Annotated in this window: 25 protein-coding genes and 1 tRNA gene; 9 read left to right on the top strand and 17 right to left on the bottom strand. The window is 66.9% G+C overall.

Going from position 1 to position 22,127, the window contains the following annotated elements; genetic code table 11:
* Window position 1: 1 nt before the first annotated feature.
* Together ispD and QNN98_RS14275 are read right to left on the bottom strand one after the other, a co-directional pair.
* Window positions 2-778, bottom strand: coding sequence for a 2-C-methyl-D-erythritol 4-phosphate cytidylyltransferase (gene ispD / locus QNN98_RS14280; protein ID WP_283997995.1), 777 nt, complete (start codon window positions 776-778; stop codon window positions 2-4).
* A gap of 87 nt (window positions 779-865) precedes the next feature.
* Window positions 866-1,348 carry a CarD family transcriptional regulator gene (locus QNN98_RS14275; RefSeq protein ID WP_227913326.1) on the bottom strand — a complete coding sequence of 161 codons (483 nt, stop codon included), beginning with the start codon at window positions 1,346-1,348 and terminating at the stop codon, window positions 866-868.
* A gap of 245 nt (window positions 1,349-1,593) precedes the next feature.
* On the opposite strand from QNN98_RS14275, the gene QNN98_RS14270 reads away from it, so the two are divergent.
* On the top strand, window positions 1,594-2,178 hold the full coding sequence (locus QNN98_RS14270) for a hypothetical protein (RefSeq protein ID WP_227927044.1): 585 nt from the start codon (window positions 1,594-1,596) through the stop codon (window positions 2,176-2,178).
* 88 nt (window positions 2,179-2,266) lie between these two features.
* Here QNN98_RS14270 and QNN98_RS14265 read toward each other — a convergent pair whose 3' ends face one another.
* Both QNN98_RS14265 and QNN98_RS14260 read right to left on the bottom strand, forming a co-directional pair.
* Window positions 2,267-2,947 (bottom strand): response regulator, encoded by a 681-nt coding sequence (locus QNN98_RS14265; RefSeq protein ID WP_283997992.1) that lies wholly within the window; start codon window positions 2,945-2,947, stop codon window positions 2,267-2,269.
* On the bottom strand, window positions 2,944-4,104 hold the full coding sequence (locus QNN98_RS14260) for a sensor histidine kinase (RefSeq protein ID WP_227913323.1): 1,161 nt from the start codon (window positions 4,102-4,104) through the stop codon (window positions 2,944-2,946). Before QNN98_RS14260 ends, QNN98_RS14265 begins: the two co-directional genes overlap by 4 nt.
* Before the next feature lie 185 nt (window positions 4,105-4,289).
* Between QNN98_RS14260 and phoU the strand changes: the two genes are divergently transcribed.
* A complete protein-coding gene (gene phoU / locus QNN98_RS14255; protein ID WP_227913322.1) occupies window positions 4,290-4,952 on the top strand; it encodes a phosphate signaling complex protein PhoU in 663 nt (220 codons plus the stop codon).
* Window positions 4,953-5,060: 108 nt separating this feature from the next.
* On the opposite strand, the gene QNN98_RS14250 is transcribed toward phoU, so the two are convergent.
* The gene (locus QNN98_RS14250; RefSeq protein WP_227913321.1) at window positions 5,061-5,813 is read right to left on the bottom strand and encodes a phosphoglyceromutase; all 753 of its coding nucleotides are present in this window, start codon (window positions 5,811-5,813) and stop codon (window positions 5,061-5,063) included.
* Window positions 5,814-5,950: 137 nt separating this feature from the next.
* Here QNN98_RS14250 and QNN98_RS14245 point away from each other — a divergent pair, with 137 nt between their 5' ends.
* Complete coding sequence (locus QNN98_RS14245; RefSeq protein WP_231708776.1) at window positions 5,951-6,745, top strand: class I SAM-dependent methyltransferase; 795 nt, start codon at window positions 5,951-5,953, stop codon at window positions 6,743-6,745.
* Between the two features lie 39 nt (window positions 6,746-6,784).
* On the opposite strand, the gene QNN98_RS14240 is transcribed toward QNN98_RS14245, so the two are convergent.
* Both QNN98_RS14240 and QNN98_RS14235 read right to left on the bottom strand, forming a co-directional pair.
* Window positions 6,785-7,105, bottom strand: a complete 321-nt coding sequence (locus QNN98_RS14240; protein WP_227927238.1) for a DUF2516 family protein — start codon at window positions 7,103-7,105, stop codon at window positions 6,785-6,787.
* Window positions 7,106-7,123: 18 nt separating this feature from the next.
* Window positions 7,124-8,269: a trans-sulfuration enzyme family protein gene (locus QNN98_RS14235; RefSeq protein WP_283997986.1), complete on the bottom strand. Its 1,146-nt coding sequence runs from the start codon at window positions 8,267-8,269 to the stop codon at window positions 7,124-7,126.
* Between the two features lie 97 nt (window positions 8,270-8,366).
* Between QNN98_RS14235 and tmk the strand changes: the two genes are divergently transcribed.
* From tmk to QNN98_RS14205, 6 genes are all read left to right on the top strand, one after another.
* The gene (tmk, locus tag QNN98_RS14230) at window positions 8,367-9,014 is read left to right on the top strand and encodes a dTMP kinase (RefSeq protein WP_227913319.1); all 648 of its coding nucleotides are present in this window, start codon (window positions 8,367-8,369) and stop codon (window positions 9,012-9,014) included.
* Window positions 9,011-10,153 carry a DNA polymerase III subunit delta' gene (locus QNN98_RS14225; protein WP_227913318.1) on the top strand — a complete coding sequence of 381 codons (1,143 nt, stop codon included), beginning with the start codon at window positions 9,011-9,013 and terminating at the stop codon, window positions 10,151-10,153. Before tmk ends, QNN98_RS14225 begins: the two co-directional genes overlap by 4 nt.
* A 76-nt stretch (window positions 10,154-10,229) precedes the next feature.
* Window positions 10,230-11,807 (top strand): alpha/beta hydrolase, encoded by a 1,578-nt coding sequence (locus QNN98_RS14220; protein ID WP_227913317.1) that lies wholly within the window; start codon window positions 10,230-10,232, stop codon window positions 11,805-11,807.
* A 109-nt stretch (window positions 11,808-11,916) separates the two neighbouring features.
* Window positions 11,917-11,992: transfer RNA gene (locus tag QNN98_RS14215), tRNA-Thr, on the top strand.
* Window positions 11,993-12,233: 241 nt separating this feature from the next.
* On the top strand, window positions 12,234-13,037 hold the full coding sequence (locus tag QNN98_RS14210) for a hypothetical protein (RefSeq protein WP_283997983.1): 804 nt from the start codon (window positions 12,234-12,236) through the stop codon (window positions 13,035-13,037).
* A gap of 148 nt (window positions 13,038-13,185) precedes the next feature.
* On the top strand, window positions 13,186-13,521 hold the full coding sequence (locus QNN98_RS14205) for a hypothetical protein (protein ID WP_227913313.1): 336 nt from the start codon (window positions 13,186-13,188) through the stop codon (window positions 13,519-13,521).
* A 118-nt stretch (window positions 13,522-13,639) separates the two neighbouring features.
* On the opposite strand, the gene csrA is transcribed toward QNN98_RS14205, so the two are convergent.
* The 10 genes from csrA to QNN98_RS14155 all read right to left on the bottom strand — a co-directional run bounded on the left by csrA (window position 13,640) and on the right by QNN98_RS14155 (window position 22,055).
* Window positions 13,640-13,891 (bottom strand): carbon storage regulator CsrA, encoded by a 252-nt coding sequence (gene csrA, locus QNN98_RS14200; protein ID WP_227913311.1) that lies wholly within the window; start codon window positions 13,889-13,891, stop codon window positions 13,640-13,642.
* 101 nt (window positions 13,892-13,992) lie between these two features.
* Complete coding sequence (locus QNN98_RS14195) at window positions 13,993-15,009, bottom strand: hypothetical protein (protein ID WP_283997980.1); 1,017 nt, start codon at window positions 15,007-15,009, stop codon at window positions 13,993-13,995.
* The gene (locus tag QNN98_RS14190) at window positions 14,984-17,041 is read right to left on the bottom strand and encodes a flagellar biosynthesis protein FlhA (protein WP_227927050.1); all 2,058 of its coding nucleotides are present in this window, start codon (window positions 17,039-17,041) and stop codon (window positions 14,984-14,986) included. Before QNN98_RS14190 ends, QNN98_RS14195 begins: the two co-directional genes overlap by 26 nt.
* Complete coding sequence (locus QNN98_RS14185; protein WP_227927051.1) at window positions 17,038-18,165, bottom strand: EscU/YscU/HrcU family type III secretion system export apparatus switch protein; 1,128 nt, start codon at window positions 18,163-18,165, stop codon at window positions 17,038-17,040. The genes QNN98_RS14190 and QNN98_RS14185 overlap by 4 nt, the downstream gene beginning before the upstream one ends.
* Entirely contained in the window at window positions 18,166-18,924 is a 759-nt protein-coding gene (locus QNN98_RS14180; protein WP_283997978.1) for a flagellar biosynthetic protein FliR, read from the bottom strand. It abuts the gene before it with no gap.
* Window positions 18,925-19,200 (bottom strand): flagellar biosynthesis protein FliQ, encoded by a 276-nt coding sequence (gene fliQ / locus QNN98_RS14175; protein WP_227913300.1) that lies wholly within the window; start codon window positions 19,198-19,200, stop codon window positions 18,925-18,927.
* Window positions 19,200-20,051 (bottom strand): flagellar type III secretion system pore protein FliP, encoded by an 852-nt coding sequence (gene fliP / locus QNN98_RS14170; RefSeq protein WP_502864758.1) that lies wholly within the window; start codon window positions 20,049-20,051, stop codon window positions 19,200-19,202. Before fliP ends, fliQ begins: the two co-directional genes overlap by 1 nt.
* The gene (locus tag QNN98_RS14165; RefSeq protein ID WP_283997975.1) at window positions 20,048-20,536 is read right to left on the bottom strand and encodes a FliO/MopB family protein; all 489 of its coding nucleotides are present in this window, start codon (window positions 20,534-20,536) and stop codon (window positions 20,048-20,050) included. The genes fliP and QNN98_RS14165 overlap by 4 nt, the downstream gene beginning before the upstream one ends.
* The gene (fliN, locus tag QNN98_RS14160) at window positions 20,536-21,237 is read right to left on the bottom strand and encodes a flagellar motor switch protein FliN (RefSeq protein ID WP_227913296.1); all 702 of its coding nucleotides are present in this window, start codon (window positions 21,235-21,237) and stop codon (window positions 20,536-20,538) included. The genes QNN98_RS14165 and fliN overlap by 1 nt, the downstream gene beginning before the upstream one ends.
* A 2-nt stretch (window positions 21,238-21,239) precedes the next feature.
* A complete protein-coding gene (locus QNN98_RS14155; RefSeq protein ID WP_502864757.1) occupies window positions 21,240-22,055 on the bottom strand; it encodes a flagellar motor switch protein FliM in 816 nt (271 codons plus the stop codon).
* Window positions 22,056-22,127: the final 72 nt, after the last annotated feature.

The raw sequence follows: 22,127 nt of genomic DNA, 5'->3' as shown, positions 1-22,127 counted from the left end.
GTCAGTTCTCCGGATGCCGGTAGCCGCCGGAAAGGATCGCTTCTGCGAGCACCATGTCCAGCGGGGTGGTGATTTTCAGGGACAGTTGGGAGCCTTCGACCACGTAGACCTCGACACCCAGGGATTCGGCCAGCATGGCGTCGTCCGTCACGGAGGCAGCCTGCGCCTCGTCGAAGGACAGTGCGGCGTCGTGGGCCCTGCGGAGCAGGGCGGCCTCGAAACCCTGCGGTGTCTGGACGGCGCGCAGCCGGGAGCGGTCCGGGGTACCGGTGACGCGGCGGGCGGCCCCCGCGCCGGCAGCCGGTTGGACGGGCTCGGTGTCCTTGATGGTGTCCACCACGGGCACAGCGGGGATGACTGCCTGCGCGCCGTCCGCCAGTGCGGCAGCTACCCGCAGGAAAACCTCCGGAGGTGTCAGCGCCCGGGCGGCATCGTGGACCAGGACGGCGTCTAGGTCCTGCGGCAGTACTGCCAGCGCGGCACGCACCGATTCGGGCCGGCTGGCTCCGCCGTCGACGGCCCGGAGGTCCGGGCATCCGGGGGCGGTGAACTCGGGGGCGGCGCAGATGCCGCGCATCACGGTGTCGCCGGCAGGCACGGCAACCACAACCGCGGAGGCGATGCCTGCGGCAGATACTGCACGCAGGGTGTGGGCGAGCATCGGCTCACCGGCGAGCGGAACAGCTGCCTTGGGGATGCCGTAGCCCAGGCGCTGGCCGGAACCGCCGGCTACAACAACAACGCCGATGCGCCGTGGGGAGGAAAATGATGGGGACACCGTTCCACCTTAGCGGCGGAAAACGGCCGGAAAACAACAATTGCCGGCCCCGAAGGACCGGCAATTGCAGGAAAATGAATCGGTAGCCTAGCTTGCGAGTACCTCGTCAAGCACAACTGCCGCCTGGTCTTCATCCGTTTTTTCAGCAAGTGCCAGTTCCGAAATAAGAATCTGGCGTGCCTTGGCGAGCATTCGCTTCTCGCCTGCAGACAGCCCGCGGTCATGGTCCCGGCGCCAGAGATCGCGGACGACCTCCGCTACCTTGACAACATCACCTGACGCGAGCTTTTCCAGGTTTGCCTTGTACCGGCGCGACCAGTTAGTGGGCTCTTCAGTGAGCTCGGCCCGCAGTACGTCAAAGACGTGCTCCAAGCCTTCCTTGCCCACTACATCGCGCACCCCAACGAGGTCGACGTTCTCAGCCGGTACTTCAATGGTCAGATCACCCTGGGCCACCTTAAGCTTGAGATACATTTTCTCTTCGCCCTTGATGGTTCGCATCTTGATCTCTTCGATCTTCGCGGCACCGTGGTGAGGGTAAACAACTGTTTCGCCAACCTCAAAAACCATGTGGTCTTTCCCCTTTCCCGGCCCTCAGTTTACCAGAGATGCGACACGCCGAGTAGAGTTTTCGCAGGTCAGGTACCTCTTGGCGTCCCGGGTGGGTAGTATTCCGCCTCTTGCAGGTAGTTTGATGCGCCTGCCGCACCCTCCGGAACCGACCTCGGAATCCAGTTTTTCCCCGTTTAGCCGATAGGCTAGGCACCAAAGATAGCCTCAGGTCTGTAGACCGTAATACTTCAGGAGTTTGTGCTGTGAGATTCACACCCAAGAACCGGGTCCGCCGCGCCGCTGCGGCCGGCGTCATCGCGCTGGGCATGCTGGGCACGGCAGGTTGCAGCGCTGTGAACGAACAGGCAACCACCCGCGAGTACTCCCCCTCGGACGGCATTGTCGAGAACGTGGGCGACCTGCAGTTGCGCAACCTGTTGGTGGTCAGCAACGGCAACGGTGATCCGGGCCGGCTGATCGGCACCGTCCTGAACGATTCCTCGAACTCCCAGTCCTTCACGCTTGCCGTGGGCGGCTCCACGCTGACGTGGAACCTTCCGGCCGGAGACAAGGTCGTTTTCGAGGAGGAATCCCCCGAGCGAGTGACCGTCAGTGCCGTCGAAGTTCCCGCCGGTGACGGCATCGACGCCCAGCTGCAGATGGGCGCTGAGAAGACCGGCCTGAACATTCCCGTGGTCAACGGCGACCAGCCGTTCTACCAGCAGTACCTGCCCTCCCCCACGCCGTCGGAGTCACCCTCCGTGGTTCCCTCGGACGAGGCCACCGACGCAGGCACAGACACCAACAGCGAGACGGGAACGGCACCGACCAGCCCCTCCAACGGCTAGGACATTCCATTCCCCGAAGGGGGCCGGCGCTTCGGCACCGGCCCCCTTCGTTGTTTCCCGCGCGTCGGTGCCGGTTCGACCCCTGGGTTCAGGCCTCGAACTTGTAGCCCAGCCCGCGGACGGTCACCAGGTGCCGCGGCGCCGAGGAGTCATCCTCGATCTTGGCCCGCAGCCTCTTCACATGTACGTCCAGGGTTTTGGTGTCGCCCACGTAATCGGCTCCCCACACCCGCTCGATCAGCTGTCCGCGGGTCAGCACCCTGCCGGAGTTTCGCAGCAGCAATTCCAACAGCTCGAACTCCTTCAGCGGCAGCTGCACACCGGCACCGTTGACCTGCACCACATGCCGGTCAATATCCATCCGAACCGGTCCTGCCTCCAGTGCCGCGCCGCCTGAATCGGCAGCCTCACCGCGCCGGCGCAGGACGGCCCGGACCCGGGCCAGCAGTTCACGGGAGGAATAAGGCTTGGTTACGTAGTCATCCGCACCGATCTCAAGTCCCACCACCTTGTCAATCTCCGAATCACGGGCGGTCAGCATAATCACCGGCACGTCGGAACGCTGGCGGATCCGGCGGCAGACCTCGGTGCCGGAAAGCCCCGGCAGCATCAGGTCCAGCAGGAGCAGGTCCGCGCCGGACTGTTCATAGACGGCGATGGCGTCCGTCCCGTTGTCCACCACATCAACGTCGAATCCCTCCCGCTCCAGCAGATAGGAGAGGGGGTCGCTGAAGGACTCCTCGTCTTCGACAATCAAGATCCGGGTCAAGCGGTTGCTCCCTGCTTCGATTCATTTGTATCGGCTATGTCCATTTCCGGAAGCCGCACGGTAAAGGTTGATCCGTGCCCGAGCCTGGACCACAGGTCCACCTCGCCGCCGTGGTTGGCCACCACGTGCTTGACGATGCTCAGGCCGAGCCCGGTGCCGCCGGTATGGCGGGAACGTGCGGCGTCAATGCGGTAGAACCGTTCGAATATCCGTTCCTGTTCCTCCGGAGCAATACCGGCACCCTGGTCGGTGACCGCCACTTGGGCCATCCCGGCCCGGGACTGCAGGCCTATTCCCACCCGGCTGCCCTCGGGAGAATACCGTATGGCGTTGTCGATCAGGTTCCGGAACGCAGTGGTGAGCATTTGGGCATCGCCGAAAACGGCGGCGTCGGACTTCCCACCCAGGACCACCTCAATGTTCTTGTTCTCCGCGTTGGACCGGTTCGCTTCGACGGCGTCTTCCAGGACGCGGTTCACGTCCACTGGTTTCGCCCGGTCCACAATGTCGGTGCTCTGCAGCCGGGACAACTCAATGATGTCCTGCACCAGGGCGGTCAGGCGGCTGGACTCGCGGTGCATCCGCCCCGCGAACCGGCGGACCGCTTCCTCGTCTCCCGCGGCGTCGTCGAGCGCTTCAGACAGCAGCGAGATGGCACCCACCGGGGTCTTCAACTCGTGCGAGACGTTGGCGACGAAATCATTGCGCACTTCCTCCGTGCGGGTGATTTCGGTGCGGTCGTCAGCGAGGATCAGGACATATTCCTCCCCCACAGTGGCAACGCGCACCTGCAGGATCAGCGCCCCTTCCCCCAGCGGGCCGCGGGGCAGTTCCAGCCGCGCCTCCTCGATGACGCCGTCACGCCGAACCCGGGCGCACATGGCCAGCAGGCTGTCGTTGACCATGGTGTGCCCGCGCACCAGGCCGAAAGCGTACGCACCGGGACTGGCCCGGACCACACCGTCAACGGCGTCGGCCACGATATAGGCACGTCCGATGACGCCCAGGACCTCCGCCGCGCCCTCGGGCACCGTGGGTTCCGAAACATCGGCCAATTCCCGGCGCTTCCGCTGGCTCACTTCGTAGGCGAGGACACCGAAGGCACCAACGGCCAGGCCGAGCGCTCCGGCCAGCAGCGCCAGCAGTACAGGATTCACCTTCCTAGCTTAGGCACGCGATTCCCGGCCGGAACGATTCCTGATGGCTTTGGCCGATTAGTTAAACTAACGTTCATCTAAGGGGTCCGTGCGGTTAACCCCGGGCTGACATCCTGCAGGAGCGGCGTGGCCGTACCGCCCCCGCATTTTTTCGCAGAAACCACCGCTTTCGAGAGGACGCTTCAGTGCGCAAGGTTTTCCAGGCCGAACTTCACCAGATCGGTGAAGAACTGACCCAGATATCGCAGCTTGTGACGGAGGCGATGCAGAAAGCCACCCTTGCCTTCGAGGGCGCCGATATTGAACTGGCGCAGGATGTTATTGCCGCCGACGCACGCATCGATTTCCTGCAGAACGACCTGGACGAGCGGGCCATCGACGTCCTGGCCCTGCAGGGTCCCGTTGCCAGTGACCTGCGGATGATTGTGGGCTCGCTGCGTATGAGTGCGTCGCTGGAGCGGATGGGCGACCTTGCACGGCACGTGGCCCAGCTGGCCCGGCTGCGCTACCCGGCCAACGTAGTGCCGGAGGCGATGGTGGAAACGTTCCGGGAAATGGCCCGGCTGGACATCCGCATTTCCGAACGGCTCACAGATTTGCTGGAAACCCGCAACTTGGAACTGAGCAAGGACATCTACGCCGCCAACACGCGGATCAACGAGCTGCATGCAGGGGTCTTCAAGTCCATCGCCTCCGCCGACTGGAATGTACCCGCGGTCAGCACGGTGGACCTCACCCTGGCCAGCCGCTACTTTGAACGGTTTGCCGACCACGGCGTCTCGGTGACCCGCAAGGTCAACTACCTGGTGACGGGAGAATGGCAGCCGCTGTCCGAAAGCGGCGTCTAGCACCGGCGGCAGGCTCCGGACACAGCAAGGGCGGCCCCGCGCGGGACCGCCCTTGCTGTTTGTTTGCCGGCACTGCCCGAGCGCTGCCGGGCAATACCTGCGAAAGTCCTACTTCTTTTTGCCCTGGTTGGCCACGGCCTTGATGGACTCGGCGGCGGCCTCGGGGTCGAGGTAGGTGCCGCCGGCCTTCACCGGCTTGAGGTTTTCATCCAGTTCGTACACCAGCGGGATGCCGGTGGGAATGTTCACCGCGGCAATATCGGCGTCGCTGATGCCGTCCAGGTGCTTGACCAGGGCCCGCAGCGAGTTGCCGTGTGCGGCGATCATCACGGTCTTGCCCGTGCGGATGTCCTTGGAGATGTCCGACTCCCAGTACGGAAGGAAGCGGTCCAGCACGTCCTTGAGGCACTCGGTGCGGGGCAGCACGTCCGAACTCAGGTCCGCGTAGCGCGGATCGTGGGCCTGGGAGAATTCGCTGTCGTCCGGCAGGGGCGGCGGGGGCGTGTCGTAGGAACGGCGCCAGAGCATGAACTGCTCCTCGCCGTATTCGGCCAGGGTCTGGGCCTTGTCCTTGCCCTGCAGCGCACCGTAGTGGCGTTCGTTCAGGCGCCAGCTGCGCTTGACGTCGATCCAGATGCGGTCGGCGGTGCCAAGGGCCAGGTTGGCGGTGTTGATGGCCCGCTGGAGCCGGGACGTGTAGAGGATGTCCGGGAGGATGTTGTTCTCAACCAGCAGCTCACCGCCGCGGATGGCCTCTGCGCGGCCGAGGTCCGTCAGATCCACGTCCACCCAGCCCGTGAAGAGGTTTTTTTCATTCCATTCACTCTGCCCGTGGCGCAGAAGGATCAGTTTGTAGGTCATATAAGCCATGGTATCGGAGAGCACACCTGTCAGGGAGGGCGGCACCTGCACGGACCCCACGCTGCCCCGAGGATTCCAAGCCGCCCCTTCCGCCCGCAACCGCGTCCAGGACGCACCCGCAGTAGGGCTAGCATTATCTGGTGCAAAAAGCCCAGAAACCCGTGGGAAATGTGACCAGGGGCACTACAAACCCCAACCGGCTCAGGCGGGTGGACCGGTGGCTTGCGGGGCCTGCCAAGTGGCGGCTGCGCCAGGCCGCGGACCCCCTGATCGTGGATCTGGGATACGGTGCCGCACCCACCACCGCCGTCGAGCTGCATGGCCGGCTCGGCCGCATCCGTGCCGACGTCGAGGTGATGGGCATCGAAATCGATCCTGCCCGCGTGCTGGCCGCCAAACCGCTGGAACGGGAGGGGCTGAGCTTCCGGCAGGGCGGGTTCGAGCTGCCCGTGGACGGACGCCGGCCGGTGATGGTCCGGGCGTTCAACGTGCTGCGCCAGTATGCGGAAGAGGACTATGCGCAGTACTGGGACATGGTGTGCTCCCGCCTGGCGCCCGGCGGCATTTTCATTGACGGCACCTGCGACGAGATAGGCCGCCGGGCCACCTGGGTGGAACTTGATGCCGGGGGGCCGGTTTCGCTGAGCATTTCGCTGCGGTTCGGCGCCTTCGAGCGGCCCTCCGACGTGGCTGAGCGCCTGCCCAAGGCACTGATCCACCGCAACGTTCCCGGTGAACGGATCCATGCTTTCCTGCAGTCAATGGACCGGGCATGGGAGGAAGCCGCACCCATGGCGTCCTACGGGAACCGGCAGCGCTGGCTCAGCATGTGCGCAGCATTGAAGGCTGGCGGCGCACCGCTGCTGACTGGTCCGTCCCGGTGGCGCCTGGGCGAAATCACTGTGGCGTGGGACGCCGTCCGGCCCGCTTAGTGCCCGCTTAGTCCCCCGGTGTTGCCCGGGGCCGGTTGTTTACCAGGGGCCGTAGGGTCCCTGGTTGCCGCCCCTGCCGCGGGAGCTGCCGATGGCGGGCTTCACGTCGGCCAGGTACACGGAAGCGGCAATAACCGCGGCCAGCTGGAACAGCAGCAGGCTCAGGGACGGCACGGCAACCGCGATGACCCCCACGGCACTTGCTCCGCCGGTCAGGCCAAGCCAGAATCCCTTGGTGCGCTTGTAGGCCCGTTCAAAGTCTGCGGGCTTGCGCCGGACGCAGTCCAGGAACGCCCACAGCTCAATGGCGAGCGCGACGACGCCGAGCGCGAGGTAGAGGTAGTACTGGATCAGGTACATGAGGGCCACAGCGCTAGCCTACCGCGTAAGTGCCTGTTGCAGGTCGTTCCAGAGGTCCCCGGGGTTTTCGATGCCGGTGGAAAGCCGCAGCAGGCCTTCGGGAACGGTGTGCGGCTCTCCGGGCTGGCGGCGCCGCCGTTCGATCAGCGACTCGACCCCGCCCAGGGACGTGGCCGGCAGCCACAGCCGTACCGATTCGGTCACCTTTTCCGCGGCAGCCGCGCCGCCAGCCACCTCGATGCACAGCACGGAGCCGAATCCGTTCATCTGCGCCTGGGCCCGGGCGTACCCCGGGTCTTCCGGCAATCCCGGGTAGCGGACCTTCTCCACCTGCGGCGCCTCCCGCAGCCGCCGGGCCAGTTCCATGGCGGTGGCCTGCGAGCGCTCGATCCGCAGTGCCAGCGTGCGCAGCCCGCGCAGGGCCAGCCACACTTCGAACGGTCCGGCGACGGCGCCGTGCAGGGACCGGTATCGGAGCAGCTGGTCCCGGAGCCCGGGATCGGAGGTGGCCGCAGCGCCCAGGACCACGTCGGAGTGCCCGGCCAGGTACTTGGTCACGGAGTGGACCACGACGTCGGCGCCCAGCAGGAGCGGGCGGGTCACCAGGGGCGTGGCGAAGGTGTTGTCGGCAACCACCAGCGCCCCGGCGTCGCGGGCCGCTGCGGCCAGCACCGGAATGTCGGCGACTTCGAGCATGGGGTTGGTGGGGCTTTCGATCCACAGCATGGCGGCGCCGTCGAGCTGCGCAATCACCTCCCGGGTGTCGGCGATGTCCACGGTCCGCACCGAGAAGCGGCCGTTCGCGGCTTCCTCGGCTGCCAGCAGCAGCGAACCCTGGTAGCTGTGCCGGGGCATCACCACCACCCCGCCTGCCGGAACCAGGGACAGGGCGGCCATCACCGCAGCCAGGCCGGACCCGTAGACCAGGGCGGGCAGGGCGGCACCCTCCAGTTCGCCCAGCGCCTCTTCGAACGGGTCCCAGGTCGGGTTGGAATACCGGCCGTACCCGCGCTCGCCCGCAACGGGGCTGCCGGTGCCGAAGTAGGTGGAGGAGAGCACTATGGGCGGGTTCACCGGCGCATCGTGCTCGCGCACCGGCCGGCCGGCCGAGACAACGAGGGTATCGGGGGAAACAGCTGGTCCGTGCGGGGAGTAGGGGCTCATAGGGATCAGCCTAGTCCGGCGGAGCGTCCCCTCCGCCTACCGGATGCGGTGCGAAAGTGCTGCATGGGCTCCCAGCCGGACTAGGTAGGCTAGGCGGGTGAGCAATTCTAATCTCCCCGAAACCCGCGGCCTGTTCATTGCCATGGAGGGCGGAGACGGCGCCGGGAAGTCCACGCAGGCGCAGCGGCTGACCGAGGCCCTGGAACGCGCCGGGCACTGCGTCCTACGCACCCGCGAACCCGGCGGCACCCCGGTGGGCGAGGCGTTGCGCACACTGGTCCTGGAGCACGGCAACGGAGAAATCGACGCCCGCACCGAAGCGCTCATCTTCGCCGCCTCCCGGGCCGCCCATGTGCAGCAGGTGATTGCCCCCGCGCTGGCCGCCGGAACCGTGGTGGTGTGCGACCGGTACATTGACAGCTCGGTGGCCTACCAGGGCGCCGGCCGGGGGCTGGGCACCGACACCGTGCGCAGCCTGAACAACTGGGCCACCGGCGGACTGGAACCGGACCTGACCGTCCTGCTCGACGTCGAACCCGAACGCGGGCGGGACCGGCGGACGGCGGGGCAGGGCACCGAAGACCGGCTCGAGTCCGAGCCGGACGCCTTCCACCTGCAGATCCGCCGCGCCTTCCTGGAAACCGCGCAGGCCGAGCCGGGCCGGTACCTGGTGCTCGACGCCGGCCGCCCCAGGGACGAACTGGCCGAGGCCATACTCCGCCGCGTGGAAAAGCTGCTGCCGTGAGTGTGTGGGATGACCTGCAGGGGCAGGACCCGGTGGTGGAGCAGCTGCGCCGAGGCGCCGCCGAGCCCCGCCCGAACCACGCCTGGCTGTTCACCGGCCCGCCCGGTTCCGGCCGCTCCAATGCCGCCCGCGCCTTCGCCGCCGCCCTGGTCTGTGAGCAGGAAGACCTTTCCCTGCGCGGATGCGGAAAGTGCAAGGCATGTGTGACCGTGCTGGCCGGGTCCCATGCCGACGTCACGTCCGTGACCACGGAGAAAGTCACCATCAGCATTGACGAGGCGCGTGACCTGGTGCGCAAGGCCCAGGACAAGCCGTCCACCGGCCGCTGGCGGGTCATCATCGTGGAAGACGCGGACCGGATGCAGGAACGCAGCACCAACGTGCTGCTCAAAGCCATCGAGGAGCCGCCGCCGCGCACCATCTGGCTGCTGTGCGCCCCCAGCCCCGGAGACGTCCTGGTGACCATCCGCTCCCGGTGCCGCCCGGTGGGCCTGCGGCTGCCCCCGGTGGAAGATGTCGCGCAGCTGCTGATCCGCCGCGACGGGATCGCCCCGGAGGTTGCTATGAACGCCGCCCGCGCCGCGCAGAGCCATGTCGGTGTGGCCAAGCGCCTGGCCACGGACGAAGGTGCCCGCAGCCGCCGGGAGAGCATTGTGCGGCTGCCGCTGTCGCTGCGGAATGTCTCCGGAGCCATGAAGGCGGCCGCTGACCTGGTGTCCCTGGCCGAGGCGGAAGCCGCCAGTTCCTTCGAAGAACGTGACGCTGCAGAGAAGCAGGCCCTGCTTGCCTCCCTGGGCGCACCCGAGGGCGGGACCCTGCCGCCGTCGCTGCGCAGCCAGGTGAAGCGGCTGGAAGAGGACCAGGTGCGCCGCGCGAAACGGTCCAAGAACGACTACTTCGACCGGGCGCTGACGGACCTGCTGTCCTTCTACCGCGATGTGCTGATGATCCAGATCGGCAGCCGCGGACCGCTGGTGAACGAGGCGATGCGCCGCGAGCTGGACGAGTTCGCCGCCTACGGGTCCCCGGAGCAGACCCTGATGCGGATGGAAGAGATCAACACCGTCCGCCGCCGTCTGGTGACCACCAATGTGGCGCCGCTGCTGGCCATCGAGGCGATGACCGTGAGCCTGCTGTAATGTCCACAGCAGGACCTTCCCGCCCTCTTCCGCCAGCCTTCGGACGCCGCAGGCCGAGCCGCACCAGGAGTAAGAAATGACTACCGCCACTGCCCGCCGCCGCTTTCCGCGGATGGCCGCCGCGGCCGTCTCGGCGCTGCTGCTGGCTGCTGCCACCGCCTGCACTCCCGGAGACGGGACGGACCCCGGGGCGGCGGAGCCCGGGCCCGCGGAATCGGCGACGACGGCGTCAGCGGACATCATCGGCGATGTGCCCGAAGAGCTGCAGGAGTTCTACAGCCAGGAAGTGGCCTGGGAGGAGTGCGAAGGGGACTTCCGCTGCGCAACCGTCACGGTGCCAATGGACTATGAAGATCCCGGTGCCGGCACGTTGGAGCTGTCCACCATCATGGCCAGCGCCGACGGTGAGGCCGAGGGCACCATTCTCATCAACCCGGGTGGTCCCGGCGGTTCCGGATACGACTTTGTCCGCCAGTCCCTGGACCAGGTGGCCAGCGACCGGCTGCGGGAGAACTACAACGTGCTGGGCTTCGACCCCCGCGGCGTTGGCCGCTCCTCGCCCGTGAAGTGCCTGGATGATGAGGAAATGGACGCGGCACGCGCCGAGTACGTCGACCCCGGCACCCCGGAGGGACTGGAAGAGGCACGGCTGAGCGCCAAGGCCTTGGCGGATGCCTGCGCTGCCGAAACCGGCGATCTGCTCGGCTTTGTGGACACCGCCAGCGCCGCCCGCGACATGGACGTGCTGCGCGCCGTCGTCGGCGATCAAAAGCTGAACTATCTGGGGTTCTCCTACGGCACCTTCCTCGGCGCCACCTACGCCGAGTTGTTCCCCGGGAACGTGGGCCGGCTGGTGCTCGACGGCGCCCTGGACCCGTCCTCCAGCAACGAGGAAGTGACCCTGGGCCAGGCGGCCGCGTTCGAGAAGGCCATCCGCGCGTATGTTCAGGACTGCCTGACCGGCCGGAACTGTCCGCTTGAAGGCACCCCCGACCAGGCGGTCCAGACCATCCAGGAGCTGCTGGCCTCGGTTGAAGCCAGCCCGATGACGGCGGCGGACGGCCGCGTAGTCACCGTCTCCACGTTCGTTAGCGGCTTCATCCTTCCCCTCTACGACGACGCCAACTGGCCGGTGCTGTCCCAGGCACTGGAGGGTGCACTCAAGGACGGCGATCCCACCATGATGCTCCGGCTTGCGGACATCAGCGCAGACCGGGACGAGGACGGGCACTACAAGTCCAACAGCACCGTGGCCTTCAGCGCAGTCAACTGCCTGGACTACCCCATGGTCAGCGACGACGCGCAGATGGCCGCGGACGCCCGGGACCTTGAGGCAGCCTCCCCCACCATTGGCAAGTACCTTGCCTACGGCGGCATCACCTGCGAGGTGTGGCCGCATGCACCGGTCAACGAGCCGCATCCGATCAAGGCCGCCGGTGCCGCGGACCTCCTGGTGATCGGCACCACCGGCGACCCGGCCACCCCGTACGAATGGGCGCAGGCACTGGCTGCGCAGATGGACTCCGCCGTGCTGGTGACCTGGGAAGGTGAAGGCCACACGGCTTACGGGCGGGGCAGCCAGTGCGTGGAAGACGTGGTGGATGACTACTTTGTGGACGGCACGGTGCCCGAGGAGGACCTGGTTTGCAGCTGATCCCGTGCCCGGGTTCCGGAGCGCGGCAGGCAGCCATTTTGACCCGCACCGAAGGTGCGTATAAAGTAGTTCCTTGTGGATTCTGCCCGGCAACGGACAGCTGAAGCCCGCCTCCTTAGCTCAGTTGGTAGAGCGTCTCACTCGTAATGAGAAGGTCGCCAGTTCGATTCTGGCAGGAGGCTCCACTAAGCCCCCGGCACCTGTTGGTGCCGGGGGCTTTTGCGTGCCTGCATAAAACCCGCAGCGGAACAAGCAGTCCGCCGCCTATCCGCGGGGCGGGCGCATGATCGGTTCCGGCGCCGAACCATTTCGCTCCCGGGGCTGCCGTCGGCCCCCGTGCATGTTCCTCGCCGAAGGGGCAGCGCTTTACAGTTTCTGCCCGGGGGTAACAAGCGAAATCACCCATTTTGGCGAGAGGTCCCTCCCATGAAAACCCGAAAACTGCTCCTCATTCCGGCGGCCGTGCTCGGCGCCCTTGTTGTCGCTGCCGGCCCTGCGGCCGCCGAAGACGGCACCTGGCAGGCGGAACTGGCACCGGCCAACAACAGCGGCACCAGCGGCAGCGTGATGGTCGAGGTCCACGGCAGCGAGGCCACGGTGCACATGTCCGTCACCGGCGCCGCCGAAACCTGGCGCGGCGCACCCTTCCCGCACACCCAGCACATCCATGTCGGCGGGCAGGGCGTGTGTGCCGGTCCGGAATCGGATTCCGACGGCGACGGCGTCGTCAGCTCGCCCGAAGGCGCTCCCCTGACCGGGCACATCAGCACGTCCCTGACCATCTCCGGAGACACCAGCCCGGCGTCCGCCGTCGCCGTCGACCGGTTCCCGGGCGGCGGAAGTTACAGCTACGAGCGGACCGTCATGCTGGATCCGGAAACCATGGCAGCCCTGCAGGCCGGAACCGCGGCCGTGGAAATGCACGGCGTGGATCCGGCGCTCCTGCCGGCAGCGGCACAGCAGAAAACCAGTCCGGAAGATCCTTCGCTTCCGCTGGCGGCAACCCTGCCCGCAGCCTGCGGCATGCTGATGCCCTCCCAGCTGGACGGTATGCCGCGCGGCGGAGCGGCCGCCGGGGTGGAGGTGGAAACGGCGGCCCAAGGTGCCGCTGCATACACCGCGCCGGGCGCCGGGGCGGCGTTGGGCGCGGCCGGCCTGGCCGCCGCCCTGGCTGCCGGGGCGGCAGGTGCGGCTGCTGCCGGCAAGCGGCGCGCGGCACGGCGCAGCTGAGCCCGCTCCCCCAGTCCCTTGCGGAAACACTGTGCATAAATTGGGCCGCCCTTGTGCCGGGCTTGACCGTTTCCTGCCGGAAGCGGGCCTAGCCTCACAGGGAGGATAACAACCGGCGGCCCATCGCCGGAGGAAAGAGGGAATTCGCATGGACACAGCAATGAGCGGCCACACCATCCGCCGCTACACGCGCGTCCAGCGGGATGCCTTCGTAGGACCGGTATGCACCGAGTGCAACCGCCGCATGGTGCCCAGGTGGATCGAGGACCGGGGCCGTTGGATTATCAACGGGTTCCAGTACCCCGGCGTCCGCTGCAGCAACCATGAGCGCCGTGTCCTGCCCGAATACTTCGGACTCCCGCAGCAGGACCCGACCGCGGGCCTGACGGCGAGGAGCGAGTCCGCAGGGTCTGCCCGGCGTTCCAAAGCCGGCAGCCGGTTCCTGGGGCTGGGCACCAAACGCGCAGCGCGCGGCGTCGCCTAGCCTCCGGACCCTTGATATGCCCGGCCGTCCCCGGGCAACTGACCAGGAGCCCCCGCTGTTTTCCCCAAGAAACGGTGGGGGTTTCTGCTGTCCAAAGGGTGCCGGCAGCGAAGGCCGGTCAGTCAGCAGGTGCCGGGGGAATCCGCCCGGCCAGCAGGGCCTTGATCCGCTCTTCGGCGCCCGGAAGGGTTTCGGTGGCGGCCACGTTGGCTTCTTCCACCGCACGCACAACCTCGTTGCGCTGGATCTTCACGCCGCGGGGGGCATCGATGCCGATGCGCACGCCGTCGCCGCGTGAGTCCAGAACGGTAATAACAATGTCATCCCCGATCAGGATCTGCTCTCCGGACCTGCGTGTTAGCACCAGCATCCGCTCACTCTACCGCAATCGGGGGCGCTGTCCGCCGAAGCGCGGGACGGCAGGTTCTCCGGGCTTGGCGGCCCGGCCCTGCGGCGAGGCCCGGCGGCGGGCTAGAGGACCGGCGTGGGCGACGGCCAGCCGTCGAGCCAGCCGATAGGCAGGCCCAGCGAGTTGACGGACTGGGGAGTCCCGGTGGTGTCGATGCCCTCGACGGCGGCGGCGTCCACCACCACCGCGGAGCGCACCGCGCCCACCCAGGCGGCGGTGTCTTCGGGCTTGCGGCCGGCGTCCACGGCCACCCAAACCTGGTCAGCGGCGAGAGCGGAAATCAGCGTGGAGTGCCGGCCCATCTCGGTTCCGGAGCGACCCAGCCCGTAGGCGAGGAAAATGGCGTGCCCGGCCATGACACCGGCGGCCCTCGCCGTGGCTACCGCCCGGCGGTCCGCCGCCCGGCCCACCCCGTCCGTCTCCAGCACACCGGCTACCCGGACCGCAGCCGCTCCGCTGCCGGCCAGATCCGCCATTGACCGGCAGACCTCCAGGGCTTCATCGCCCAGGCCGACCACCATGACCAGGTCCCCGGCGCCGCCGAGCGGCGCCGGGGGCAGTGAGGTGCGCTGGACCGGTTCCAGCGCCATGCCCGGCTGCTGGTTCCCCTGGAGCTGGCCGGCCTGCAGCTGGTTCAGCTGGATCCGGTTCAGGGGTACGGGAGCCGGCGGCTGGGCCGGGGCGAATGCGGCAGGTGCCTGCACCGGGGCCCCGGTACTGGCTGCAAGGGTGTCCATCAGCTCGGCGAAGGCATGCGATCCGGTAGAAACGGACGGAGCAGCGGGTGCGGCCGAGTGCAGGGTGGATTCGGCCCGGTCCGCTTCTTCGAGCAGCGCCGAAATGCCTGCGCGTTCCGACGCACGGCTGGGCAGGTCCGGCTCGACGGCGGCGCGGCGCCTGCCGCTGGGCGGCAGCTCCACCGTCACCTCATAGTGCTGGCGGGAGAGGAACCCGCCGATCCCGCCCACGGTGACCTTCTCGGCGGCGATAATCCTCGCCCGCGGCCCATGCTCGGCAAACACCTGGGCTTTCAGGGCGTCAAGCGACGTCCCTTCAAGCTGAAATCGTCTCGGTTCCACGCACCACCCCTACAGTCTCGATACTGACATTACCCGCTGTCGCTTCCTGGTAGGACAGTACCGGCAGTCCGCCCGCCTGCGCCGACACCAGCCGGCGGATAGCGGGGCGGAGTGCCGGGGCGCAGACCAGCACCGCATTGAAGCCGGCATTTTCGGCTCCGGCGACGGCGTTCCGCAGCGAGGCCAGCACGGTTTCGATCCGGGCGGGGTCGAGCAGGATCTGGCTGCCCTGGTCCGAGGGACGCAGCGCTTCGAGCATGGACTGTTCCAAAGACGGGTCAATCATGATGACCCGCAGGACGTTGTCGGCAACATACTGGGCGGCCAGGGCCGGGCCCAGTGCCGTGCGGGCCGTTTCGATCAGGCCCTCCGGGTCCGAGGAGACCTTCGCGCGCAGCAGCAGGGACTCATAGATCCGGGGCAGGTCATTGATGGGGATCTGCTCGGCCAGCAGGCCCTGGAGCACCCGCTGCACTTCCGCCAGGGACAGCACCCCGGGCACCAGTTCATCCACGGCCGAGGGGTTCACCTGTTTCACCCCTTCGGTCAGCACCCGCACGTCCTCGCGGGTTAGCAGCCGGGCGGCGTTGGCGGTGATCACCGCGGAGAGGTGCGTCACAAGCACGGATACCCGGTCGATAACAGTGGCACCGGCCATTTCCGCGGCATGCTGCATTTCCGCGGGAACCCACTTTCCGGCCAGCCCGAACACGGGTTCCACGGTGGCGGTGCCGGGCAGCCCGTCCAGGTAGTCGCCCAAGGCCAGGATCTTGCCGGAGGGCGCCTCTCCGCGGCCTGCTTCCACTCCGGCAATCCGGATGACGTAGGTGGACAGCGGCAGGTCCACGCTGTCGCGGGTGCGGACCGGCGGCACCACAATGCCCAGGTCCATGGCGATCTTGCGGCGCAGCGCCCGGACCCGGGCCAGCAGGTCATCGGAGCCGCCGGTGACAATGTCCACCAGATCCGGAGCGAGCATGATCTCCAGGGCGTGCACCCGCATCTGCTCAATCAGGTCTTCGGTGGTCTCCGAGGCGGCCGGTGCATCCAGGGCGGCCTGGGTGCTGGCCTTCTCCGCCTCCGCCGCCGCTTCCCGTTTCTTGATCCGCTGCGACGCGAAGATCAGCAGCGCGCCGATGACAATAAACGGCATCTTGGGCATGCCCGGGATCAGGGCCATCACAATGGCCGCTCCGCCGGCGACCATCAGGGCGTTCCGGGACTGGCTCAGCTGCGCCCCCGCGGTGCTGCCCATATCGGCTTCGGCATTGGAGCGGGTCACGATCATGCCGGTGGAGACGGCCATCAGCAGCGCGGGGATTTGGGTGACCAGCCCGTCGCCGATGGTCAGCAGGCTGTAGGTGTTGACGGCTTCGCCAACGGACATACTGCGCTGGAGCATCCCGATGGCGATGCCGCCGATGATGTTGATGATGATGATGATCAGGCCGGCAATGGCGTCGCCCTTGACGAACTTGGAGGCACCGTCCATGGCGCCGTAGAAGTCGGCTTCGGCGGATACCTCGGCACGGCGTTCCCGTGCCTGGGTGTCGGTGATCAGGCCGGCATTCAGGTCCGCGTCAATGGCCATCTGCTTGCCGGGCATGGCATCGAGGGTGAACCGCGCCCCCACTTCGGCCACGCGCTCGGCACCCTTGGTGACCACCACGAACTGGATGACCACCAGGATCAGGAAGATCACCGCGCCGATGATCAAGGACCCGTTCACTGCCACGTGCCCGAAGGCTTCAATGACCTGCCCGGCATATCCCTCGCCCAGCACCAGGCGCGTGGAGGCCACGTTCAGTCCCAGCCGGAACAGCGTGGCAACCAGCAGCAGGGACGGGAACACCGAGAAGTCCAGCGGCTTGCGCACGAACATGGTGGTCAGCAGGATCACCAGGGCCAGCAGGATGTTGATGATGATCAGCACGTCCAGCAGCGCCGCAGGGATGGGGACCACCAGCAGCAGGATGATGCCGATGACGCCTACGGGGACGGCGAGTTTCAAGAGGTTGCGGTTGCGTTTCACTGCGCGGCCTTACGGTGTTGTGGGGTGGTCACGGGTAGGGGCGGCACGGCCGCCATGGTGTGCATTCCGGCAGCGGATCCGCGCCGCTTCAGGGACATAACGAAGGCCAGCACGCGGGCGACGGCGTTGTAGAGTTCCGCCGGGATTTCGGCGTTCAGTTCGCACGCGCTGTGCAGGGCACGCGCCAGCGGAATGTCGGACACCATGGGGACGCCCTTTTTTTCGGCTTCCTCACGGATCCGGGCGGCAATCACACCGGCGCCCTTGGCCACGACCCGGGGCGCGGATTTGCCCGGCTCGTATTTCAGGGCCACGGCCACGTGGGTGGGGTTCACGAGGACGACGTCGGCGTCCCCCACGGCAGCCATCATGCGGTTCCTGCTCATGGCCAGCTGCCGGGAGCGTCGCTGGGACTTGACCAGCGGATCTCCTTCGCTGTTCTTGTTCTCGTCCTTGACTTCCTTCTTGGTCATGCGGGTGCGTTTCCGGTTGCGCTTCATCACCACGAAGATGTCCGCCGCGGCGAGGATCAGGCCCGCGGCGACCGCCGCCTGCAGCAGCAGGGCGGTGCCGCCGCCGGCTGCTTCCAGGACGGCGGACACGGGCAGCCCGCCGGCCGACATCAGCACCGGCATCATCTGCTGGATTACCGCATACAGGACCAGGCCCACCACCGCTGTTTTCGCAAGCGACTTCACGCCGTTCCAGAGCGCCTGGGTGCCGAAAACGCGTTTGACCCCGGCAAGCACATTGAACTGTTCGAATTTGCCCTTGAACTTCTTGATATGGATGCCGCCCTGCATGGCGGCGGTGAGCAGTACCGCCCCGGCCACTACCCCCAGCAACGGGCCGAGGATATAGGCCATGCTGCCGAGCCCGTCATTCATCAGGGTCACGGCCACCTGGGGATCCGGGTTCGCGATGATGGTGGAGACGCCGGCCAGCACCTCCCCGGCTGCCTCGGAGCCGCGGGAAATGGTGAACGGCATCATCAGGGCCGCCATGCCTACCCCCACCCACGCGGTGAGGTCTTCGGATTTGGAGAGCTGGCCCTTGGACCGGACCTCCTTCATCCGTTTCTCGGTAGCCTGTTCGGTCCGTTCGCCTGTGGGCTGTTCCGGCATTTATCCCACCCCCGTCACGGCACGCACAATGGTGGACACCAGTGAGGAAACAATGCGCGGCAGGGCCAGGAAAACCATCGAGGCCAGGGACAGCGTCAGCAGGATCTTCAACGGGAAGCCCAGGGCGAATGCGTTCAGCGCCGGGGCCACGCGGGTAAGCAGGCCAAGCCCGGCGTCGGCCAGGAACAGCACCACCAGCAGCGGTCCGGCGATCTGCACCGAGGCAAGGAACATCTGGGACACGGATGTGGCCAGGGCAGAGACCGGCTCGGCCAGGTCCACTCCCCCGGCCAGCGGCAAGGCGGTGAAACTGCGCAGCAGCCCGCCGATGATCAGCTGGTAGCCGTCAGAGGCGAACAGCAGCGCCAGGGCGGTGATCTGGAAAATGCGGGTGAATTGGGCACCGTTGACCATGGATTGCGGGTCAAAGGCCTGGGCCAGCTGGAAACCGCCGAAGGTGTCGATCAGGTTGCCGGCGGACTGCACGGCGGAAAACACCACCATGACCAGGAAGCCCAGCAGCGCCCCCACCAGCAGTTCCAGCACCAGCGCCATGAAAAACGCTCCGGTGTCCAGCGCGCTGTACCCCTGGCTGAGCTGCGGGGCCACGGCCAAGGCCAGGCCCAGGCCGATCATGGCCTTCACGCGTGCGGGGAAGGCGTTGTAGGAAAACGGCGGAGCGATGACCAGGAAGGCCACCATCCGGACCGAGGCCAGCAGGAACGCCTCGATCCAGTCCTGGTCAAGGGGAATGTTCATCTAGCCGCCGCCGAGAAGGGACGGAATCCTTGAGAACATTTCGTGCGTGAAGGCCACTATTTCGGAGATCATCCAGTGTCCACAGACCAGCAGGGCTATGGCCACGGCGATGGCCTTGGGCACGAAGGAAAGCGTCACTTCCTGGATCTGGGTAATGGACTGCAGCAGCGAAATCGCGAAACCGACCACCAGCGCCGTGATCAGCACCGGTGCGGACAGCTTGGCCGCCACCCAGAGGCCCTGCATGGCGATGTCCAGGACGGCATTTGTATCCACTAGGGGCCGCCCTGGTAACTGTTGATCAGGGAGGTAATGATCAGGCCCCAGCCGTCCACGAGGATGAACAGCAGGATCTTGAACGGCAGGGAAATCATCACGGGGGGAAGCATCATCATGCCCATGGACATCAGCGCGGCGGAGACCACCAGGTCAATGACCAGGAACGGCACGAAAATCACGAACCCGATGATGAACGCAGCCCGCAGTTCCGAGATCATAAACGCCGGAATCAGGGTAGTCAGCGGCACGGATTCGGGGCTCTCGGGGTTTTCCTGCCCCGCGGCGCGGGTCATCAGGGCAATGTCCTCTTCGCGCGTGTGCGCGAGCATGAACTGCTGCAGCGGCCCGGAACCGGTGTCGATGGCGGTGTCGAAGTTGATGGAGCCGTCCAAATAGGGCTGGACGGCAATCGTGTTGATCTCGCTGATGACCGGGGCCATGATGAACAGCGACAGGAACAGTGCCAGCCCGGCGAGCACCTGGTTGGGCGGGATTGACGGCAGCGACAGGGCGTTGCGCGTCATCGCCAGCACCACGAAGATCTTGGTGAAGGACGTAAGCATCAGCAGCAGCGACGGTGCCACGGAGAGCAGCGTGATGCCGATCAGCGTGGTCACGGCCGTGGAGGGCGCGCCGTCCTGGCCGTTGATGTCGATGCTCAGCCCGCCGCCGTCGTCGGGCTCGGCGGGAGCCCCCGGAGCCGTGGGCGCCACGGGCGGCACCGGGTCAAAGGTGGTCGCGTGGCCGGCGGCAGCGCTGAGCAGCAGCAGGGCAGCCACGGCCAAAAGGAGCGCGGCGGCCAGGCCCAGGGCATTGCGGGTGCGTCGCACGGCGACGGCGGTGCTCACCCTTTTCGCCCCTGGCGCAGGAAGTTTCCGGTCTGGCGCCAGGTCTCCGGCGACAGAATGGAACCGCCCAGGACGGACTTGGCCGGCACCGGTTCGGTCAGGGGCAGGGCGCGGGCTGCGCGGTGCGCGCGCCGGGTGGGCGCCGCAGCGGCGTCCGCGGTGCCGTCCCCTGCGGCCTGCAGGGAAGCTGCAAACTCGGCGTCCGGCGCGGCGTCCGCTGTTTCCGGTTCAGGCGGAAGGTCCGAAGTGTGCAGCACATTGACCGCACCTTCGGTGACTCCCAGGAGGAAACGCTGCCCGCCGGTTTCCACCACAACCACGGAGGCCTTGGGAGTTATGGGCTGCCGGCTGACCACCCGGATCGGGACCTGCTCGCCGCGGTCAGTGCCGGCGACCTTGCTGAAACGCCGCTGCAGCCACCACAGCAGGCCCAGCACGGCGCCGAGCGAAACCAGGACACGCAGTCCCAGAAACAGGGTGTCCACTAATTAAGCCCCTCAACCACGTCCAGGATCTTGGTGATGCGCACGGCGTAGTCCTGGTCGATAACCACCACTTCACCGTTGGCAATGAGCCGTCCGTTGAGCAGGATGTCAGCGGGCGCTCCCGCGGAACGGTCCAGTTCCACCACGCGGCCGGGTTCGAGGTTCAGCACGTCGCGGACGGACATGCGCGTGTGTCCGATCTCCACGGTCAGCGCCATCTCAATGTTGTTGATGCGGCCCATTTTGCCGACGATCGAATCGTCCGCGGAACCGCCGTGCACAGACGGGGTGTCCCGCAGCCTGATGGCAAACCAGCCGGCCGTGCCTTCAGCGGAACGGAGCTCGAACACCACGCTGGCGGGATCGGCGAACAGCGCCGACGCGTCTTCCGTGCGGGCCTCGCCCAGGACGCCGACGCCGAGGGTGGCGCTGGCGGCTTCGAGCGACGGGCGCAGGACGTCTGCGGCTGATACCAGCGGCGAATCGGTGCCGGCGATGGCGGACAGCGGCGATGAGCTCGCCAGGACCACTGCCAGGTCGGCGGATTCGGCGCCTACAAAGGAGGCGGTGACCGCGGCAGCGGTTTCCGACGCCGGCACCCCCGCACCGTTGTGGGCAATAGGTTCCAGGACAAGCGGGGTGGGCAGGCCGCGCACCAGGGCGGAAACGGCGTCCGCGTGCAGGCTGTGGGGGCTGGTCATAACTACTTCTCCTCGATACTGACGATGCTGCCGGCAAGGCGGGACCCGCTGGCTCCTACGGCGGCCTGGGCCAGGGTCTGACCGTCAACGGTGACGTTCAGCGGACGGTGGCGGGGGTGGCCAAGGTTCAGGACGTCCCCCACGGCCAGGCGAAGGACCATGGCGGGTTTCACCACAATGGGTTCCAGCTGCAGGCAGACCTTCACCGGCACGTGCGTCAGCTGCCCCTGGATAAGTTCGGCGGGGCTGGCGTGGGTGGACTGGGCGCCCAGCGGATCCAGCTGGGGCAGCAGGGCCGCTGCCGGTATGGCGACGGTAGCCGGCGCAGTGGTTTCGCCGACCACCATTTCGAAGGTCGCGACGATCATCGGGTCACCGGAGGCGGCCGCCTGCGCGAACTGGGAGTTGTACTGCACGGATGCCAGCGTCAGCGGAGACGTGAGCAGGTGGCCCAGGGAGTAGTGCAGGTCCTCGACGGCGTCGTCCATGATCTTGCCCAGCAGGGCCTGTTCAATGTGGGTGAACTTGCGTTCGGGTGCGGACTGGAACCCGGTGCCGCCGAGCATATGCCCCACCCAGGACAGTGCGGCGTCCATGGGGAACTGGATAACGGCCTTGGCCGAGGTAGCGGCCATGTTGAACAGGACCATGCCGGTGTTGTCCGGCAGGGACGCGGCGTATTCGTCGTAGCTGAGGACCTGTACCTGCTCGGAGGTTACCTGTGAGAGCACCCGCACCTTGGCAGTGAGCTGGGTTCCCCACTGGCGGGCGAACGTATCGAACGCCATTTCCAGTACCCGGGCATGTTCGCGGGCCAACGTAGTGGGCCTGCTGAAGTCGTAAACCTCTACCGGTTTGGCTTTAGCGGGCGTGCTTATAGGAGGTGATTC

Origin of the sequence: Arthrobacter sp. zg-Y1143 (assembly GCF_030125565.1) — a bacterium.
Classification (GTDB): Bacteria; Actinomycetota; Actinomycetes; order Actinomycetales; family Micrococcaceae; genus Arthrobacter_B.
The sequence above is the reverse complement of the archived record's forward strand: the minus strand, read 5'-3'. Positions and strand labels throughout refer to the sequence as shown.